The sequence below is a fragment of the Pontibacillus yanchengensis genome (assembly GCF_009856295.1).
Lineage (GTDB): Bacteria > Bacillota > Bacilli > Bacillales > BH030062 > Pontibacillus > Pontibacillus yanchengensis_A.
The window spans coordinates 229,428-243,452 of record NZ_WMEU01000005.1 but is presented as its reverse complement, the minus strand read 5'-3'; the positions used below and the strand labels follow the sequence as shown (position 1 = coordinate 243,452).

General features: G+C 39.0%; 16 protein-coding genes, 1 tRNA gene and 1 pseudogene. 9 read left to right on the top strand and 9 right to left on the bottom strand.

The features are described from left to right. Positions 1-102: 102 nt before the first annotated feature. Complete coding sequence (betB, locus tag GLW08_RS15870; RefSeq protein WP_160849625.1) at positions 103-1,575, bottom strand: betaine-aldehyde dehydrogenase; 1,473 nt, start codon at positions 1,573-1,575, stop codon at positions 103-105. A gap of 283 nt (positions 1,576-1,858) precedes the next feature. Between betB and cudC the strand changes: the two genes are divergently transcribed. Next, a complete protein-coding gene (gene cudC / locus GLW08_RS15865) occupies positions 1,859-2,413 on the top strand; it encodes a choline uptake/conversion transcriptional regulator CudC (protein ID WP_160849624.1) in 555 nt (184 codons plus the stop codon). A 171-nt stretch (positions 2,414-2,584) separates the two neighbouring features. Then, a complete protein-coding gene (locus GLW08_RS15860; RefSeq protein ID WP_160849623.1) occupies positions 2,585-3,484 on the top strand; it encodes a glycine betaine ABC transporter substrate-binding protein in 900 nt (299 codons plus the stop codon). A 12-nt stretch (positions 3,485-3,496) separates the two neighbouring features. Here the strand turns inward: GLW08_RS15860 and GLW08_RS22455 are convergent. Beyond that, positions 3,497-3,707, bottom strand: a pseudogene (locus tag GLW08_RS22455) (IS3 family transposase); the annotation flags it as partial. A 363-nt stretch (positions 3,708-4,070) separates the two neighbouring features. On the opposite strand from GLW08_RS22455, the gene GLW08_RS15855 reads away from it, so the two are divergent. After that, positions 4,071-4,736, top strand: a complete 666-nt coding sequence (locus tag GLW08_RS15855; protein WP_160849622.1) for a peroxiredoxin — start codon at positions 4,071-4,073, stop codon at positions 4,734-4,736. Between the two features lie 467 nt (positions 4,737-5,203). Here GLW08_RS15855 and GLW08_RS15850 read toward each other — a convergent pair. Beyond that, positions 5,204-5,276: transfer RNA gene (locus tag GLW08_RS15850), tRNA-Ala, on the bottom strand. A 153-nt stretch (positions 5,277-5,429) separates the two neighbouring features. On the opposite strand from GLW08_RS15850, the gene GLW08_RS15845 reads away from it, so the two are divergent. From GLW08_RS15845 to GLW08_RS15835, 3 genes are read left to right on the top strand one after another with little or no spacing between them, the layout of a single operon-like run. After that, positions 5,430-5,657: a PLD nuclease N-terminal domain-containing protein gene (locus GLW08_RS15845; RefSeq protein WP_160849621.1), complete on the top strand. Its 228-nt coding sequence runs from the start codon at positions 5,430-5,432 to the stop codon at positions 5,655-5,657. A 1-nt stretch (position 5,658) separates the two neighbouring features. After that, on the top strand, positions 5,659-6,567 hold the full coding sequence (locus GLW08_RS15840; protein ID WP_160849620.1) for an ABC transporter ATP-binding protein: 909 nt from the start codon (positions 5,659-5,661) through the stop codon (positions 6,565-6,567). Then, complete coding sequence (locus tag GLW08_RS15835) at positions 6,567-7,343, top strand: ABC transporter permease subunit (protein WP_160849619.1); 777 nt, start codon at positions 6,567-6,569, stop codon at positions 7,341-7,343. The genes GLW08_RS15840 and GLW08_RS15835 overlap by 1 nt, the downstream gene beginning before the upstream one ends. A 229-nt stretch (positions 7,344-7,572) precedes the next feature. Here GLW08_RS15835 and GLW08_RS15830 read toward each other — a convergent pair whose 3' ends face one another. From GLW08_RS15830 to GLW08_RS15815, 4 genes are all read right to left on the bottom strand, one after another. Further along, the gene (locus GLW08_RS15830) at positions 7,573-7,896 is read right to left on the bottom strand and encodes a YnfA family protein (protein ID WP_202406385.1); all 324 of its coding nucleotides are present in this window, start codon (positions 7,894-7,896) and stop codon (positions 7,573-7,575) included. 121 nt (positions 7,897-8,017) lie between these two features. Further along, complete coding sequence (gene arsC, locus GLW08_RS15825; RefSeq protein ID WP_160849617.1) at positions 8,018-8,443, bottom strand: arsenate reductase (thioredoxin); 426 nt, start codon at positions 8,441-8,443, stop codon at positions 8,018-8,020. Between the two features lie 29 nt (positions 8,444-8,472). Beyond that, entirely contained in the window at positions 8,473-9,765 is a 1,293-nt protein-coding gene (locus GLW08_RS15820; protein ID WP_160849616.1) for an arsenic transporter, read from the bottom strand. 17 nt (positions 9,766-9,782) lie between these two features. After that, the gene (locus tag GLW08_RS15815) at positions 9,783-10,127 is read right to left on the bottom strand and encodes an ArsR/SmtB family transcription factor (protein ID WP_160849615.1); all 345 of its coding nucleotides are present in this window, start codon (positions 10,125-10,127) and stop codon (positions 9,783-9,785) included. A 176-nt stretch (positions 10,128-10,303) separates the two neighbouring features. Between GLW08_RS15815 and GLW08_RS15810 the strand changes: the two genes are divergently transcribed. From GLW08_RS15810 to GLW08_RS15800, 3 genes are all read left to right on the top strand, one after another. After that, the gene (locus tag GLW08_RS15810) at positions 10,304-10,621 is read left to right on the top strand and encodes a metalloregulator ArsR/SmtB family transcription factor (protein WP_337193950.1); all 318 of its coding nucleotides are present in this window, start codon (positions 10,304-10,306) and stop codon (positions 10,619-10,621) included. A gap of 322 nt (positions 10,622-10,943) precedes the next feature. Further along, positions 10,944-12,221, top strand: coding sequence for an NAD(P)-binding domain-containing protein (locus GLW08_RS15805; protein WP_160849614.1), 1,278 nt, complete (start codon positions 10,944-10,946; stop codon positions 12,219-12,221). Between the two features lie 188 nt (positions 12,222-12,409). Beyond that, positions 12,410-13,189, top strand: coding sequence for an SDR family NAD(P)-dependent oxidoreductase (locus GLW08_RS15800; RefSeq protein WP_160849613.1), 780 nt, complete (start codon positions 12,410-12,412; stop codon positions 13,187-13,189). 225 nt (positions 13,190-13,414) lie between these two features. Here GLW08_RS15800 and GLW08_RS21685 read toward each other — a convergent pair whose 3' ends face one another. After that, positions 13,415-13,747, bottom strand: coding sequence for a hypothetical protein (locus tag GLW08_RS21685; RefSeq protein ID WP_202406391.1), 333 nt, complete (start codon positions 13,745-13,747; stop codon positions 13,415-13,417). Continuing rightward, positions 13,744-14,007 carry a hypothetical protein gene (locus GLW08_RS21955; RefSeq protein WP_237458471.1) on the bottom strand — a complete coding sequence of 88 codons (264 nt, stop codon included), beginning with the start codon at positions 14,005-14,007 and terminating at the stop codon, positions 13,744-13,746. Before GLW08_RS21955 ends, GLW08_RS21685 begins: the two co-directional genes overlap by 4 nt. Positions 14,008-14,025: the final 18 nt, after the last annotated feature.

Genomic DNA, 14,025 nt, shown 5'->3' with positions numbered 1-14,025 from the left:
CTTTTTTCTATATCGATTAGTTCATTGTTTGTGTCTTCATATACCATCTATTTAGTTTAATTCGGTAGCTTAATCTATAGAAATGAATAATAGCTTAATAGCTTAGAACCAATTAAGAGGCTCAGGCTTAAGGTTTTGGAATACATGTTTTGTTTCTGTATATTCTTCTAGACCTAGTCTCCCTAGTTCGCGTCCAATACCGGACTGCTTATATCCACCCCAAGGGGCATGTGGGAAATAAAGGTTAAATTCATTAATCCACACCGTCCCCATGCGCATTTTTGCTGCACAGCGTTCAGCTTTTGCAATGTCGTTTGTAAAGACGCCGCCAGCAAGTCCGTAGATTGAGTCATTCGCAAGCTTTACGGCTTCACCTTCGGCACGGAATTTCTCTACCGTGATAATGGGACCAAACGCTTCTTCTTGAACAATATCCATGTCTGTTGTGCAGCCTGTAAAAATAGTAGGCAAGTAGAAAAATCCTTTTTGTAATTCTGGATTTTCTGGGCGACTTCCACCAACTGCTAGTGTAGCGCCTTCTTTCAACCCTGTTTCTACATACTTTTCTACTTTTGCAAGGTGTTCAGCTGAAATAAGCGGTCCCATTTGAGTAGCCTCTTCAAATCCACTTCCCAGCTTGAATTTTTTGACCCTTTGCACTAGCGCGTTCACGAATTCATCGTGAATCGTTTCTTCAACAATCAATCTTGTACCAGCGGAACATATTTGCCCTGCGTGGAAGAATACTCCATTCATTGCTTGATCAACAGCAAGGTCAAAGTCAGTGTCAGCAAAAATGATGTTTGGGTTTTTCCCGCCAAGCTCAAGTGCGAGTTTCTTCACATTGACGCTTGCCGCTTGCATAATTTTCTTCCCAGTCTCAATGCCACCTGTAAAAGAAATAAGGTCTACATCTGTGTTACTAGATAGTTCTGCGCCAACTGTATCACCTGCACCAAGAACGAGGTTCGCAACACCAGCAGGCACTTCCGCCTCTTCTATTAGCTCAAATACTTTAATAGTAGTTAGCGGTGTAATTTCACTTGGCTTCATGATTAACGTATTTCCAGTTGCAAGCGCTGGAGCCAGTTTCCAGGACGCTTGAAGTAGAGGATAATTCCATGGAGTAATTTGTCCACAAACACCAACTGGCTCGTGAACCACTTTACTGGTAGAGTTTGGAACTGGAGATTCAATTAGCTCCCCGCCATCTTTATCAGCAAGTTCTCCATAATAACGAAACACCCCAGCGATATCATCCATGTCTCCCCGGCTTTCTTCTACTGTCTTGCCAGTGTCCAAGGATTCTAAGTAAGCCAGTTCTTCTTTGTCTCTTTCAATCAATTCCGCAATCCTCTTTACGATAGCCCCTCGCTCTGTTGCTGGGGTATTGGTCCATTCTCCATTATCAAATGCTTCTCTTGCTGCAGCGATTGCTGTTTTTGCCTCTGATTCATTCCCCTCAGGAACAACGGAAATAACTTCCTGGTTAAAAGGATTAATGATACGTCGCGTATTATCCGAGTCCGCGCCTACCCATTCACCATTAATGTAATGTTGTAGTTTAAGATCCAATTTAATCAACTCCATTCTTAACTTTAGTTAAGTTTGTTAAAAATTTATTTAATACTTTTAACAATACCATCTCCTTTTTAGGCTGTCAAAAAATGAATGTAGCTAAAATTTTGAAAGGTTTAAAAACAATTAGAATGGTTATGATTAGGGGAAAGTCAGCATTTTCAGTTCACGAATATCACGATTTACATTTGACATTTCATCTAAACGCGTTAACATAAATTCGTGAAGAAGATTTGATAAATACTTAACACAATTTATTTTAAATCGAAGGAGCTACCTTATGAGTGAATCTATTGAAAGCCCCAAAAGCAAATTAGAAGAAGCCCAAAATAAGGTTATTGGCGCCATTGCAGAGACAATGGATTTATATGGGGTTACACCAGCTGCTGCAAACTTATATGCTACGATGTACTTCAAGGACCAGATGACACTTGATGAAATGCGTACGGAACTGGATATGAGTAAGCCAAGTATGAGTACCAGCATTCGTAAGCTACAAGAAATATCTATGGTAAAAAAAACATTTACACGCGGTTCCAGGAAACATACTTATGTAGCTGAGAAGGATTTTTTCCGTTCCTTTATGTCGTTTTATTGTCAAATGTGGGAACGCGAAGTGAAAATGAACTTGGATGCCATTGAAGAAGCCCAAGAGGATTTCATTAATGTCATAAAAGATCCAAACAGTACACAAGATATCGTCGCAGAAGCAAAGAAATACTATGACCAATTACAAGAATCTAAAACCTACTATCACTGGTTGAATGACCTAGTTGAAAGTATAAGAAGTGGTAAAATATTTGAATTTCTTCCGAAAAATGAGGCAGACAAATAGATATCAGGTAGTCTATAGATAAAGAAGTTATAGACTACCTAGTTATATAAAAGATTCACTCATAAAGAAGACAGTGTTTTTTTTGCATTCTTTATTAAATATTTTTTTAACATATTTAATTTTTAAAATGCATTAAAATATATACAACATATCAAAGGAGAGTTTTTTAACATGGACAAGTGGAAAAATGGATTTAGTTTTTTGTTAGCTTTTTTAATGGTTGCAGTACTTGCAGCATGTGGAAACGCTGGTGAGCAAGCAAGCGGTGAGCAAGCAGATGCAAAATCCGAAGAAAGTAATAAGGAGTTAAAAATTGGTCAAATTAGCTGGGCAGAAAACATTGCCGTAACAAATATGTGGAAAGTCATTTTAGAAGATAAGGGTTATAACGTAGAACTAAACAATTTAAACATGGGTTCAACGATGAGAGCGTTAGAAACAGGCGATTTAGATGCTAGTTTAGAAATATGGCTACCAGTCCAAGATGCAAATTATTTGAAGAAATATAAGGATTCAGTCAATTTCTCCGATGCTACGTGGTATGACAATGCAAAAGTAGGTCTTGTTGTTCCAACCTATTTAGAAGAGGTGAATAGCATAAAAGACTTAAATGAACATAAAGAAAAGTTCGATAGCGAAATAGTTGGTTTTGAACCTGGTGCAGGTACGATGGAAGTGACACAACAATTAATTAAGGATTATAATCTTGATTTAGAACTATTATCAAGCTCTGAATCTGCAATGATAGCTGAAATCGGAAAAGCAATAGAGAATGAAGAAGCAATTGTAGCACCGCTTTGGAGCCCACACTGGGTATTCTCCAAATACGACTTAAAATTTCTTGAGGATCCCCAAAACACATATGGTGGTGTAGAAAAAATTCACCATGCTACAAAACAAGGATTTGATGAAGAGTATCCAAAAGTAAGCGAATGGTTTAAAAATTGGAAGATGAACGATCAACAAATCGGCCAGCTAATTGAATATGTACAAGGTGCCGAAGAGCCTATTGATGGAGCTAAAAAATGGGTTGAAGAGAACCAAGATTTGATTGATGAATGGGTAAAGTAAAAAACTAGACTCTTATTTATTAAAGTGTCCCCCTTTGGAAAGGGACACTTTATAAAAGGCTGACTCAAGAAGATGATTTCTGTATTTTACAGGGGTCATCTTTTTTTTATTCCCTTGATAACGATAGTTGTTGTTATGAGTCATATACCTTTCTTTAGGTACTCTAAAGTTTCTCATTTTTAATCAACGTTTCATTTTTAAAATGGCCAAAGAAAGAATTTTTAAGGAGGAGCAGGAAATTTGCTAGTAGCTGGAGTTAGACATGTAAACGCCAGAACTTTCTTTCAAAAAAAGAGAGCAATTTTCCCTCGAAACAACAAAAAAAACCCTTACTATCAAGAAAGCATTGAGTAGTGAAAATATCTTAAGGGTATGTAGTAATGCTTTTATTTGTTTCTCTCTCCATATTTGCTAATGGACGTCCGAGTACTTCTTCATCTTTTGGTTAATATAAAATATTGTAACAAACTTAAAAGAATTGGAACTAATTATACTTATTAAGGTATAGGGGGATACCCCTATGTCTTTGCGATATCTTGAGGGATACAATAATAATGATTATATTAAATAAGGAGATGTTATTACTATGACAGACTTAACACAACATAATGAAGAGGTAAATGCTCTACCACGTATTGGTTCTAAAGCGCCTGATTTTGAAGCTGTCACTACCCACGGTACAATTAATTTAAATGATTATAAAGGAAAATGGGTGCTACTATTTTCTCATCCATCTGACTTCACCCCTGTATGTACAACAGAATTCATTGGTTTTCAAAAAATTTACAAACAATTAAATGAATTGAATACAGAACTTTTAGGACTAAGTGTAGATAGCGTAAACTCTCATATCGCTTGGGTTCGTAACATTGAGCAAAACTTTGGAGTTAAAATTGAATTTCCAATCATCGCTGATCTCACCCAAGAAGTAGCCCAAAAATATGGTATGATCATGCCTGGTGAAAGCTCTACAGAAGCTTCTAGAGCGGTATTTGTAATTGATGATCAACAAATTGTCCGAGCTATTATATATTATCCACTTTCCACTGGTCGTAATATGGACGAAATCATTCGTTTGGTTCAAGCACTAAAAACCACCGATGAACATGGGGTTGCTACTCCAGCAGACTGGAGAAAAGGCGAAAAAGTCATTGTGCCTCCATCTAAAACTCAAGAAGGTGCAGAACAACGTATGAATGACAACAGCTTGGAATGCGTGGACTTCTACTTCTGTAAAAAATCGTTAGACTAATGGAGGTTAAAACACATTTAATAAATAAGGACGAACTACTTAATTTTAGGCACACGTTACTTTCTCGACACGAGATTTACTTGTAATTGGCGCTTAATTCACGGATAAAATAGCAGTTATTTTTTCTCTTCATCCAGGTTAGCGCCCTCAAACGGGAGACTTGAGATGTTCTGTATTATGACTTTGAGCTAGAAAATCGGTTGTAAGCCAATTGTTAGGAGTAGGAGTGCTCACTCTTACTCCTTTTATTATCCTAAGAAAGGGCGGGGACTGACAAGACGATTAGCAGTATTCTCAAGTTCTTGTTTAAAATCTTTCAACATACTGGATTTTGAGGAAGAAATGGAAAGTAAGAACAAACACCCACAAGATAAAATGTGAACTTCTGTGAACATCTGATTAAAGGAGAAACTTCTAACTGAGGAATAAAAAAACAAACCCCTTGAGAGACAAAAGGTTTGAGGATATGGAGCATGCCGGGCTCGAACCGGCGACCTCATGGCTGCCAGCCAGGCGCTCTCCCAACTGAGCTAATGCCCCGGATAAGAATGTCATGAGAGTATTATACAATTTTGCTACTTTTCTTGCAACTACTATCTGTTCTACTGTTTTTAGAAAAATTTTCATTTGTAGTAAACTATTACCTCCCTCAATCGTCATATTATATAGAATGGATTTATAAGGAGGTTGTATATGGATACTGCCCAATTCCCTGAGCTGGCTGAGTTTTTTGATATGATTCCTTGGAAGCTAATTATACCGGTTTTAATTCTTGAACTTATCCTACTTACTGTCGCCATTGTTGATTTGATTAGGAGAGAGGAAACGAATGGCCCCAAATGGTTATGGCTTATTATTATTTTAGGGTTTAACCTAGTTGGCCCTGTAGTGTACTTCATTATCGGAAGGAGACCGCAATAAAATGGCATTTGTATCTGTTTCTGGATTAACGAAGCGTTTTGATAAGACAGATGTAGTTCATGATATAGCTTTTGAATTAGAGAAAGGGAATTGTATTTCCTTGCTTGGGCCGAATGGTGCTGGGAAGACGACTACACTGCGCATGCTTGCAGGTTTGATGAAACCGACGAGTGGATCTATTGTATTCGAAGGGCACCCTGCTCATTCGGATATTCGCGAAGTGATTGGGTATCTCCCCCAGCATCCTGTCTTTCATTACTGGATGACTGGTAAAGAGTTTCTTGTTTATGTAGGTAGACTAGCCCATTTATCTAAAAAGGATGCGAGTAATCGAGCTGAAGTGTTGCTCGAAAAAGTTGGAATAGCTGATGCCAAAAATCGTCGTATCAGCAAGTATTCAGGAGGGATGAAGCAACGACTCGGAATTGCTCAAGCGATGATTCATCAGCCTAAGTTGCTTATTCTAGATGAACCTGTTTCAGCTTTAGACCCAATTGGCCGTCGGGAAGTATTGAATTTATTAGAGGATATCAAAAAGGGAACGACTATTCTTTTTTCTACGCACATTTTAAGTGACGCGGAAGAAGTGAGTGATGAACTGTTGCTAATGCATAATGGAGAGATTGTGGAATCCGGAAGACTAGATGATCTACAATTCACTCAGGAGGCTACGAAACTAAAAGTCTCCTTCTCTCAAAACAGTGATACATATGCAGAAGACATAGAATCACTTGAGTCAGTCGAAAACGTACTTAAAGAAGGGAAACATTTAACTATCAACACCCATAACACAGACCAAGCTAGATCTGCGATTTTACAATTAGCTGCGGAACAAAATTGGCCTATTACTCACTTTGAGGTGAGTCGCACGTCTTTAGAAGACTTATTTATGAAAGTGGTGAAGCAGTAATGCAGTGGTGGACAATTTTTCAAAAAGAATTACTTGAAAATTGGCGAAGCTTAAAGTGGGTATGGGTACCGATTGTATTTATACTTCTGGCGATTATGGATCCTATTACTTCCTATTATACTCCTGTCTTGTTGGAGCAGTTTGGCGATTTACCTGAAGGTGCTGAAATCAACATCCCCACTCCTACACCAGAGCAAGCATTTATGAGTAGTATTTCTCAATATAATCTAATGGGATTGTTACTTATTTTAATCATGTCGATGGGGCTTATTTCTAGTGAACGAAAAAGTGGCGTAATCGAGCTGATACTCGTTAAACCTGTTAGTTATACCAATTATATTACCGCTAAATGGGCGAGCACACTTTTATTAGTGTTAACTAGTTCTTTTCTAGGTCTCATAGCAAGCTGGTATTATATCAATATTCTATTTGGAGATCTACCATTTTCTCATGCCATGACAGGCTTTCTATTTCACAGCGTCTGGTATGTATTGGTCATCACCATATCCGTCTTTCTAAATACACTATTTCGAGTACCTGGACTAGTAGGCTTCTTATCTGTAACCTCGGTCATTGTATTAAGTTCCATCAACGGGATATTCAAAAGTCAATTCGAATGGCTCCCGCCGCAAATTCACTTATACATCCAAACATTCCTGAACAGTGGAACATTGCCTACTGATATGTGGATCACGACACTTCTAACCATCCTACTAAGCGCCATACTTCTTGTGTTATCGGTGTTTATTTTCAAGAAAAAAGAATTAGCTGCTTAAGAACAAAAGCTCGGGGCGCCCGTTTAGCGACGTACAAACTGCTGCCCACAGGACGTGGGTTGGTTCGATGTTGTTGCGTGAGGCGGGCCTACAGGAGGTAGGTCAGTTCGATGTTGCTGCACGATGCAGCGATTTTGATCAAACCTCCCTCAACCCCGAACTTCACCTGATCCCACATGAGATAAAGGAAACACGAAGAGCGCAAGTGATTCGATGTTGACTGGTTTTTTTATGTACGTGGTGCCCATAAAATCACGCTCACCCCAATTAAGCAAATGATTCCCCCTATCCAATCATACATATCTGGCGTTTTCTGGTCGATTCCCCACCCCCATAACAATGATAGAATCACAAATACTCCACCATAAGCAGCGTACACTCGTCCGAAATCCGGAAATGATTGAAAAGTAGGGATAATACCATATAGGACAATAATGATTGCACCTGCCAAACCATACTGCCAGGAAGCTCCTTCACGAAGCCATAGCCACATTAAGTATCCTCCCCCAATTTCTGCTATACCTGCTAATATAAACAAAACAATTGCTTGCATGCTCATCCCTCTCTTTATTATGTATTGTAGTACAGTTTATCTGTTATGGATGAAGAATGAAAATTTAAATCACTCTATAAAGAAGAGTGCTCCTCTAAAAAGAAGAGCACTCCACATTCACCTATTTCCCTGTCTCTGCAAACGTCTTAATACGCTCTCCTATCTCATCACGAACTCGCTGAAAAACATCCCACTTTTCTTCGTCTGTTCCTTCTGCTTTAGCTGGGTCGTCAAATCCCCAGTGTTCATTACGTACATGTGTTGGTGTGATTGGACATTTATCACGTGCATCACCGCAAAGGGTAACAACGAATTCAGCGTTATTTAAAACCTCTTGATCGATAATATCTGATTCTTGCTCTGAAATATCCATGTCGACTTCTTTCATAGCTTTGACGGCATTGGGATTCAATCCGTGAGCTTCGATACCTGCGCTCTTAACATCCCATTTATCGCCTAAATAATATTTGCCCCATGCTTCCGCCATTTGACTACGGCAAGAGTTCCCTGTGCATAGAAAGTAAAGTACTGGTTTTTGATTTGTCATAACGTATCAAGCTCCTTATGTTGTATAAATTATAGTAGCAATAGCGTCAGATACAGACCTATTAGCGTAATGAGTAAGGTTGGTACAGTTAGAATAACTCCTATTTTAAAGTAGTATCCCCAGGATATTTTGACTCCTTTTTGAGATAAAACGTGTAACCATAACAGTGTTGCTAGTGATCCAATTGGTGTAATCTTCGGTCCTAAGTCACTTCCGATTACGTTGGCGTAGATAAGTCCTTCTTTCATCACACCACTCGTATTGGAATCAGCAATGGCTAGTGCATCAATCATCACAGTCGGCATGTTATTCATAATAGATGAAAGAATAGCCGCGATGAAACCCATTGAAATGGTTCCTACAAAAAGCCCTTGATTGGCAGCTGCTTCAATAACATTTGCTAGTACGTCCGTCAGACCAACATTCCGTAAGCCATACACGACGACATACATACCAATAGAGAAAAACACGATCGCCCAAGGTGCACCTTTTACAACCGTTGTGGTTTCAACGGCAGCACTTCGGCGGGCCATTAACAAGAAGAAAATCGCGACAACACCGGCAATAATCGATACAGGTAACGCGAAAAATTCGCTAGCGAAATATCCGATAAGTAGAACGCCTAATACCCACCACGATAGGTGGAACATTTTTATGTCCTTAATTGCGTCAGCAGGTGTTTTCACCTGATTCACATCATACTCACTTGGAATATCTTTTCTAAAATAAAGATAGAGTACTAGAATACTTGCCCCTAATGAGAAAAGGTTCGGGATCATCATGCGTGACGCATACTCTAGGAAACCAATATCAAAGAAGTCTGCCGATACAATATTCACGAGGTTACTCACAACGAGTGGCAACGATGTAGTATCGGCTATAAAACCACTTGCCATAATAAACGGAAATATCATCCGTTCCTTAAAGTTCAATGCCCGAACCATTGCGAGTACAATCGGAGTCAGGATTAAGGCTGCACCATCATTTGCGAATAATGCAGCTACAGCAGCTCCTAGCAACGAAATATAAATGAACATCTTAAAACCATTTCCGTTCGATAGACGTGCCATATGTAAAGCAGCCCATTCAAAAAAACCAATCTCATCAAGAATCAATGAAATAATAATAATAGCAACAAACGCGAGTGTAGCATTCCAAACAATTCCCGTTACGGTAGCTACGTCTTGAAAATCAACAACTCCTGCAAGTAAAGCTAGGATTGCACCCGTACATGCTGACCAGCCAATTCCTAAATTCCTAGGCTGCCAAATGACAAATACGAGTGTCAGTATAAAAATCGATACAGCTAATAAAACAGACAAACCTCATTCTCCCCCTTTTAATCACAACAAATTCGTTTTCCACTCTGTTCTAGTTGAATAAGTTTTTCCTTTTGATCTGGTATGTGTTCCAATACTTCAGAAATAAGGGCGAAAGAATCGTCTTCCTGATTCAAGGAGTAAAACATCCAATGACCCTTACGTTGTTCTTTTACTAAGCCTGCATCTCTTAATTTTCGCAAGTGCTGACTTATGGCTGGTTGAGACATATCTAATATTTCTACGAATTCGCAAACGCAGCATTCGTTATTTTTCAGTAAGCCTATAATCGTCAAACGAGTTTGATCACCAAGCAACTTTAACACTTGAGAGGCATCTTTAATCGATAGAACCGTTTTCTCCAACAGGAACACCTTCTTTTTATATAAGTATATGCTTATATAATAATAAATATATACTTACATTTTTTCAATACAAAATTTCATCAATTTTTTTGATGAATTAAGTTGCATTTCTTATGTATTTCTGTATCATAGATATTAATCAAATAATTTTGATGAATAGAAAGAGGCTGATTATAGTGAAAGAATTGCCTATTATCCAACCTAATGAAAATATTGATTTTGCTTCTTATGTACACCAATTTAAAGCACTGGCTGATGAGAAACGATTACTTATCATGAACATCTTAACGAGAAATGGAAAGACATGTGTGTGTGACTTGGAGGTTGAAGTAAACCTACCACAGTCAAAACTCTCTTACCATTTGAAGATTTTGTATAAAGCGGGATTTATCCATAAAGAAACCAAAGGCACTTGGAGTTACTACTGGATCAATGAAACCGTAGTCAATTCCATCCTTTCTGAAGACCTTTGCTGTTTATTCAGACCAAACTAGTGAACTACTTTTGGTCTGTCTTATAAGCAAAGTAAGTATAAGTTCTGGCGCTTACATGTCTAGCTCCAGCGCCCAGCGACTAGCAAACTTCCAGCTCCTCCTTACGATAAGTCAACATCGGATTGCTATCGCTCTCCGTGTTTCCTTTATCTCATGCGGGAGGAAGTTTTGGAGTGATGGAGGTTCGATTAAGATCGCTGCATCATGCAGCAACATCGAACCAACCCACGTCCTGTGGGCAGCAGTTTGTACGTCGCTAACCGGGTGCCCCGAGCTTTTCTTTTTATATCAAATTTTTTTGATTAATGAAGGAGGATATTCAATGAATACAAATTTACCTGTAGCTATTATCGGTGGTGGTCCAATCGGACTCGCAGCTGCCGCTCAACTTAGCCAACAAAATCAACCGTTTATTCTGTTTGAATCTGGTAATCAAATAGGAACAAACTTCTTAGATTACGGCCATGTGAGACTCTTCTCTCCATGGAAGTACAATATGGATAGTGCGGCTAAAGAATTATTAAAAATGCATGCCATTTCTCTTCCAGATGAGGAAAGACTGCCTTACGGTAAAGAAATTGTGGATGATTACTTGATTCCACTAGCGAGCTTACCTGAAATGAAGCCATATATTCATGTGAACAGTAAGGTCCATGCGATTACCCGCAAAGGATTTGATAAAGTAAAAACGGCTAATCGTGAGCAAGCCCCTTTCGTTATTCAAGTCCAAAAAGAACATAGTAATGAAACGTATGAAGCTAGAGCAGTAATCGATGCAACAGGCACCTGGCAAAATCCAAACCCAGTTGGAGCTGGTGGCATTCGTGCGGAAGGTGAAGAGGAAACATCCAACTCTATTAGATATGGCATACCTGATGTTTTAAATACAGAACGCAAACGTTACGAAGGTAAAAAAGTAGTGATAGTGGGAAGTGGCCACTCCGCTATTAATACCTTACTCGATCTAGCAGAGCTTCCTGATACAGAGTTGCACTGGCTATTACGAAAAAAAGATGTACGTGAAACCTATGGTGGGATGGAAGATGATGCCCTGCCAGGTCGTGGTGCTTTGGGGACAAAAATCCAGGAACTCATAGATAGCGGTCAAGTGAATGTGCATACACCTATGATTGTACGGTCCATTACACAAGAGGATCAAACCTTAACCATACATGGGGAAGTAAACGGAGATGAAACGACAATAGAAGAAGTTGATGAAATAGTTTCGACTACAGGAGCCAGACCTACATTCGACTTTGTCCGTGAACTTCGTTATACATTTGATCCAACACTTGAATCAGTTCCGGAATTAGCAGAATTAATTGATCCGAACATTCATAGTTGCGGAACAGTGCGAGCTCATGGGGAAAAAGAACTTCGTCAGCCTGAGCCGAACTTTTATATTATCGGTGCGAAAAGTTACGGCAGAGCACCTACCTTTCTATTAGCCACTGGTTATGAACAGGCTCGTTCTGTTGTAGCCTATTTATCAGGTGATTTTGATCGTGCAAAAGAAGTTCACTTAAACCTTCCTGAAACAGGCGTATGTAATTCGGGGAATTTATTTAATACGAAGTCTTCACAAGGAAGTTGTTGTTAAAGGTTACTGTTATTATTTTGATAACAAAACTATCATCATGTTCGTATCTAAGAAAAACGCCACTGTTATAACTAATTATAATGGTGGCGCTTTTTTACCTAAAACCGGCATCTTTTGACTTTTTCACATCGGTGTTTTATGGTTTAACTACTTAAACATACTTACAATATATGATGAGGTGACTCTACTTGAAACCAACTGCTCTTATTACGGGTGCATCTAGTGGATTAGGTTATGAATTTGCTCGTCTATTTGCTGCTAATGGATATAATCTAATCGTAACAGCTCGAAATGAAGTGAAATTACAAGAGCTACAAAATGAACTAGAACATGTGGACGTAACAATTGTACCGAAAGATCTCTCTCAACCCCATTCTGCAGAAGAACTGTACAAGGAGCTGGATAGTAAAGATATACATGTTAACGTTCTAGTTAATAATGCTGGATTTGGGTTAACCGGTTCATTTGATAAGCTTTCCCTACAGGAACAGCAAGACATGATGCAAGTGAATATGACCACATTAACGGATCTTACGTATTGGTTCTTACCTGAGATGAAAAAGCTCGCTAATAAAGGAGAACCGGCTGGTATATTAAACGTTGCAAGTACAGCTGCGTTCCAGCCTGGGCCAGGCATGTCTGTCTATTATGCATCTAAAGCCTACGTCCTCTCCTTCTCAGAAGGTCTTGCCGGGGAACTAAAAGGGACAGGAGTTAACATCACCACACTATGCCCTGGAGCAACTGAAACGAACTTCTTTAAGACAGCTCGTGGTGAAAAAATGAAACTCGCCGCTTCGGCAATGAGTGCTTCCGTCGTAGCTAAAGCTGGGTTTGAAGGCTTTCAAAAAGGCCAACGCATTATCATCCCAGGAAGATCAAACGCTGTTGGAGCCGTCCTAGCAAAGTTCCTTCCAAGTTCTATCACAGCTAAAATCGCCAAAAATTTAAACAGTACAGATTCTTAATGAATCAGTACTGTTTTTTTATTTTTAGGATTTAGTTAATGTTGATATTCTATTATCGCCTATCAATTGGCAATCTAATATTGTTGTAGATTTGTAAGAAAGAAACCCTAACTTTTGGTTGTTCTGGATTGGTGTTTGCTCGCTCCGCATTACATTTTGCTCGCTTCAACCCTCCATACAATCTCTAACTTTATGCACCATTTACTAACTAAATAACTTTTTACATTAAGCATCAATCACATAAACCGTCCACCCATACCCTTCTCTTATTACCTTGGCATGCATGTCCGCTTCATCCTTATTAATAAAGGTGCCGGTGAGCAGGCGAAATGGTGGGTTATAATTCATATACTCCTCCTTCTCATAAAGCACCCAGTTATAAACCGATAGTAAACACTTCTTCGCTGCAATCCTCTCTTCTGCAGATAAAAATACACCCGTTATCAATCTAAACCGCTTCACATCAGCTTCTTGACGTTTTTCTTGTAAGATGGATCGATAGTCGAAACATGGACACGATTTCCACTGATAGCCTTCAAATTCATTATTGACCATCACTTACGGTTTTTCCTCTTAAATCCCTTAGATTTGGTAGTCGTAGATTTTCCATCCTTCTGATTCCCTTCCTTCTTGTTCTCGAAAGGTGGAGGTACATCTGCACCTGGAGGTCTAATGATGCCTAATAGGACTAATATCGATAGAATAAGCTCGGTATAAATATCATAATCTACGTCAATCACACCGCAATCTTGCAGGAATAATGAGATTAGCGATGCAATGGCTACCCACAATCGATAACTTCTCCATCGATTCATCATTCTCACCATCCTTACACA